The sequence below is a fragment of the [Clostridium] symbiosum ATCC 14940 genome, assembly GCF_000466485.1.
Taxonomy (GTDB): domain Bacteria; phylum Bacillota; class Clostridia; order Lachnospirales; family Lachnospiraceae; genus Otoolea; species Otoolea symbiosa.
Genome location: NZ_KE992904.1, coordinates 1 through 3,046, shown reverse-complemented (window position 1 = coordinate 3,046; position 3,046 = coordinate 1). Strand labels below are relative to the sequence as shown.

The window sequence follows — 3,046 nt, the reverse complement described above, 5'->3', positions numbered from 1 at the left end:
AGCGGGCGGTGGAATTTAAATAAAAAATTTTCATATATTTATCAAAATGATACAAACGATTGACAATGTAAACCGAAAATGATACAATGATACTAAAGGAAGGTGATGATTATGGCAACAGTACCAACACAAATTAGGATCGATGAAGAGTTAAAAAAACAAGCAATGGAGTTATTTGGACAATTAGGAATAGATATATCGAGTGCTACAAATATGTTTTTAAGGCAATGTGTATTAAGAGGTGGTTTGCCTTTTAATGTAGAACTTCCCAAATATAAACCAGAAGTTATAGAGGCGATGGAAGAAGCTAAGAAAATCAGCCGAGATCCGGACACTAAGAAATATAATAGTTTTTCTGAAGCTTTAAAGGATATGGAATTATGACCTATCAATTAGTACTGACTGGTAAGTTTAAAAAGGGCTTAAAACGAGCGAAGAAACGAGGATTAGATATAGAATTACTGGATACCGTAGTAGACAAATTAATTCATGGACTTTCATTGGATGATAAGCACAGGGATCATGAACTAAAAGGAAGGTACACAGGATTTAGGGAATGTCATATCCAACCAGATTGGCTTTTAATTTATTTAATTGAACATGATATTCTAACTTTGACTTTAGTTGACACAGGAAGCCATTCTGATTTATTTGAAATGTATCAAGGTTTCTGGCAACATATTGGCAACAGAAAATCAGTAAGCCAGAATAAATGATGTAATTGAAGTAAAAAAGGGCATGTATTTGCATATAAACTAAACAAATATAGTTAATGTCAACAGAGGGCACGCCGAGTTTGAATAATTCATAAATGTGCCATAGATTAGCAAGTAAATGCTATTTTAACTAAATAAAAAAAGTCTTACTGAACCGAGAGAATGAACCGGCCCCCCAATGTTAGATACAAAAGCTAACATTGGGGGCCGGTTTTTATAATACAACATTTATCTTTGTGTCAGCTTTCTCTTACTGGCAATCCAAAGAGAATAAAAAGTATCAGTATTTGGCTGTCTCAGCAGTCATGGCAGTTGTTATTTTCTTTGCATTTAAGGTTTTTTTGAGAGTTCCGTTACCCGGCGGCATACTGTTTTGATATGTTTCAATTTATAAAGAGAGGAGAACAATATGTTATCGAATATAATTATGGGGTTTACGACGGCTCTTTCTCCGGCTAATCTGATTGCTGTCCTGGGGGGGGACCATACTTGGTATTTGCTTTGGGGCGATGCCCGGTCTGTCGGCTACAATGGGGATTGCGGTACTAATACCGGTTTTCCTACGGTGCCTACTCTGATTGGATTGTATTCGATTTCCCAGCTTTTGGGAATGATAGTAAATAAAGATGCAACCGTCAACATGGATAATGCATTATCCTCAATTAATAAATACAAATTCAGGCTAAGAGACATATGCTGTTATCCGTTGACCTACTTATGGTGCGGTATTGTCGGAGTCATCATCGGGATTATACCCGGCGCCGGAGGGAGTATCGCCGCTTTTATGGGTTACGATCAGGCGAAACATTTGTCAAAGCATCCGGAAAAATTCGGTACTGGATACCGGGAAGGTATCTCAGGACCTGAATCGGCTAATAACGGCGTAATAGGAGACGCCTTGATACCGATGATGACTTTAGGGATTCCAGGAAATGCCGTCACGGCAATCCTTATGGGAGCCTTGATGCTGCACGGCCTGACTCCGGGAAACGATTTATTTACAGTTAAGGCGAATGTAACATATCCTTTTATTTTTGGATTGCTGGTGGCCGCCTTTGTTATGGTTATTGGAGGTGTGCTTGGCGCGAAACAATTTGCAAAGGTTAACCGTATACCACAGAATTTTCTCGCCAGCGGCATATTGGTTTTGACGGTTTTAGGCGCTTTTTCTGTAATAATTCTTATGCAGATGTATTTATCATGCTGGGCTGCGGGGTACTTGGGTATGCGTTAAAATATATGAAAATTGATTTGTCTTCAGTTGTTTTGGGATATATTTTAGGACCTATTGCAGAACGTGGCATGGTTCGCACAATAATAATGGAAGGTTCTCTGGGAGCAGCGGTTATGTCAATTGTGACCAGGCCAATTTGTATTGCCTTAATCGTTATCTCCATTGTATCGCTGGCTGTTCCGATTTACAATAATTGGAAAGGTGCAAAGCAGACTGATTCAGAATATCTGTTATCAAAATAAGAAAGGGACTATAAAAAACTCCCCCAATAGAAAAATCGCTGAGGTTGTGAGACTTCAGCGATTTTTCTATATAACTAATTATGCGGCTAACTAATATTACCAATGATAATTATACTCAATACAAACGGCATATAAATACCCATCAATAATAATAAATCCGCGAGCAATCCGCCAGCCGGTACAGAGCTGGCCGTCCCTTTCCGTGATTATTACAACGCCCCAGTACATCCCTGATAGTGAAGGCGGATTCCGGCCTGGTGCAGTAAATCGCTTCATAAAACCGGCAAAAAGCAAGATTTCTTCCGGCAAACCATGGTTTAGTGCGCGGATAGTTTATCTCTTCCTGAAGCGTAACCCAGAATATGAGATTTTGTAAATATTTAAGGTTACGGTCTTCATAATCGGTGAGGGTTCCGTTCTCGTAAATATCCTCTAAAAGCTGTTCCAGGACAGAGAAGGAGTACCGGTTATTGACAATCAAATTATGCAGAATTTTGCATATATCGGAGTGAGAGGGAACGGTCCCTCCCTGAATTTCCAAACGGTAATCTCCATTTTTCTTGTATCCCGGATAGTGGATGATGATATTGGAATATGCGGTAAACTGGCCCTGATTGTTGGGAGGACAATTGCATAAATTCAGCATGAATTGTTTCCCGCCGGAATAATCAAACTTATATGAGTCCATACAATGCACCCTTTCCGTTACCTTTGCTCTGCGGGCTAAGGGCAACTTTTTCTTTTGCTCTGCGGGCTTCTTACCTGGTATTATAGTATGGAAAACGGACAGAGTCAATCAAGTATGGTGTACCATACGCGGCACTGAAATGAAAAAGTAAATTCCACTCCCCATT

The 3,046-nt window shown here is 39.5% G+C and carries 6 protein-coding genes; 5 read left to right on the top strand and 1 reads right to left on the bottom strand.

From position 1 onward, the window contains the following. Positions 1-111: 111 nt before the first annotated feature. The 5 genes from CLOSYM_RS10240 to CLOSYM_RS23455 all read left to right on the top strand — a co-directional run bounded on the left by CLOSYM_RS10240 (position 112) and on the right by CLOSYM_RS23455 (position 2,192). Positions 112-384 (top strand): type II toxin-antitoxin system RelB/DinJ family antitoxin, encoded by a 273-nt coding sequence (locus tag CLOSYM_RS10240; RefSeq protein WP_024738616.1) that lies wholly within the window; start codon positions 112-114, stop codon positions 382-384. Next, on the top strand, positions 381-716 hold the full coding sequence (locus CLOSYM_RS10235; protein ID WP_021642082.1) for a type II toxin-antitoxin system YafQ family toxin: 336 nt from the start codon (positions 381-383) through the stop codon (positions 714-716). The genes CLOSYM_RS10240 and CLOSYM_RS10235 overlap by 4 nt, the downstream gene beginning before the upstream one ends. A 200-nt stretch (positions 717-916) precedes the next feature. Beyond that, complete coding sequence (locus CLOSYM_RS24250; protein WP_021642081.1) at positions 917-1,093, top strand: tripartite tricarboxylate transporter TctB family protein; 177 nt, start codon at positions 917-919, stop codon at positions 1,091-1,093. A 32-nt stretch (positions 1,094-1,125) separates the two neighbouring features. Next, the gene (locus CLOSYM_RS10230) at positions 1,126-1,950 is read left to right on the top strand and encodes a tripartite tricarboxylate transporter permease (RefSeq protein WP_021642080.1); all 825 of its coding nucleotides are present in this window, start codon (positions 1,126-1,128) and stop codon (positions 1,948-1,950) included. Between the two features lie 5 nt (positions 1,951-1,955). After that, entirely contained in the window at positions 1,956-2,192 is a 237-nt protein-coding gene (locus tag CLOSYM_RS23455) for a hypothetical protein (protein WP_021642079.1), read from the top strand. 142 nt (positions 2,193-2,334) lie between these two features. Here the strand turns inward: CLOSYM_RS23455 and CLOSYM_RS10225 are convergent, their stop codons facing one another. Further along, positions 2,335-2,880 (bottom strand): hypothetical protein, encoded by a 546-nt coding sequence (locus tag CLOSYM_RS10225; protein WP_242828667.1) that lies wholly within the window; start codon positions 2,878-2,880, stop codon positions 2,335-2,337. Between the last annotated feature and the right edge of the window lie 166 nt (positions 2,881-3,046).

Excerpts from the sequence above, each read along its gene's own strand:
- CLOSYM_RS10240 (WP_024738616.1), top strand. The coding sequence starts at position 112 with ATGGCAACAGTACCAACACAAATTAGGATCGATGAAGAGTTAAAAAAA.
- CLOSYM_RS10235 (WP_021642082.1), top strand. The coding sequence starts at position 381 with ATGACCTATCAATTAGTACTGACTGGTAAGTTTAAAAAGGGCTTAAAA.
- CLOSYM_RS10230 (WP_021642080.1), top strand. The coding sequence starts at position 1,126 with ATGTTATCGAATATAATTATGGGGTTTACGACGGCTCTTTCTCCGGCT.
- CLOSYM_RS23455 (WP_021642079.1), top strand. The coding sequence starts at position 1,956 with ATGAAAATTGATTTGTCTTCAGTTGTTTTGGGATATATTTTAGGACCT.
- CLOSYM_RS10225 (WP_242828667.1), bottom strand. The coding sequence starts at position 2,880 with ATGGACTCATATAAGTTTGATTATTCCGGCGGGAAACAATTCATGCTG.